This is a genomic window from Moorena sp. SIO4A1 (assembly GCF_010672065.1).
Lineage (GTDB): Bacteria > Cyanobacteriota > Cyanobacteriia > Cyanobacteriales > Coleofasciculaceae > Moorena.
The window spans coordinates 1-1,018 of record NZ_JAAHHX010001079.1 but is presented as its reverse complement, the minus strand read 5'-3'; the positions used below and the strand labels follow the sequence as shown (position 1 = coordinate 1,018).

Genomic DNA, 1,018 nt, shown 5'->3' with positions numbered 1-1,018 from the left:
TCACCCTACATATCTACTGCTGCCGCGACTGCTGTAATTCAGCAACGCCCTATCGCTTTATAGGCTTGCCCTCTATATTGGTCCTATATTTATATAGGCTTGCGCCAGTTTTTGATAAACTTCTATTGCCTCTGCCTTAATCTCTTGACGGCGTTGATCATTTATTGCCCAACTCCGCATGAGTTCCACTGCAGTTTTGCCTTGTTCGTAGGCATCGATGGCGGGTTGCCAGTTACCTTGGGTGAAGTGGAGGTTGCCTAAGCTGCGGGAAGTTGTCAGACAGTTAATCGGATTTGCTTCTGGGGTGCGAACGGACAAAGCTAGTTGGTATGCAGCAATTGCTTTGTTCAGATTCTCTTGCTTATCACCACGGATTTTCTGACTGTAGGCATTGCCCAGATTGTTTTGAGTCTTTGCCCAATCTTCGGGGAAGTCTTTTTTGGTGCGAACTGACAATGCTAGTTCGTATGCTTCAATCGCTTTTTCGAGATTCTGAGCCCTGTCGTGGCGGATTCTATCACGGTAGGCTGTGCCCAGATTGTTTTGAGTTATTGCCCACTCGATGGGGAAGTCTGTTTTGGTGTAAACTGACAAGGCTCGTTGGTATGCTTCAATAGCAAGTTCTATATTCTCAGCCCTGTGGTTGCGGATTCTTTGATAGTAGGCATTGCCCAGATTGGTTTGAATCACTGCCCAAATTTCCCGGTTACTCTCACGGGTAAAAACTGTTAGCAGCTGTTCGTAACCAGCCATAGCGATTTCCACGTTATTGGCTTTATTGCCCAGTGTAAAATTCTTGATCAGGTTGCTGAAGTTGCCAATATTTCTAGCAATGCCTTCTGCTGTTTCTGGTTCCGCTTCTGAGAATTTAGCACTAGCCCAGGCTTGAAGGATATGGATAAAGTTATCATCGAGTTTGTCTAGGTTGGCTTGCAGGAGTGGGTAGACAACTTTGGGGTCGCCATTGCTGTGGGCGATCGCTAGCAATACCTCCATCAAGAATTCGCGATAGTCTTGG

The 1,018-nt window shown here is 46.4% G+C and carries 1 protein-coding gene; it reads right to left on the bottom strand.

All coding sequences use genetic code 11. The annotated features are described in order from the left end of the window. Positions 1–72: 72 nt before the first annotated feature. On the bottom strand, positions 73–1,018 hold a 946-nt coding region (locus F6K53_RS45415; RefSeq protein WP_293087798.1), incomplete at its 5' end, for a tetratricopeptide repeat protein.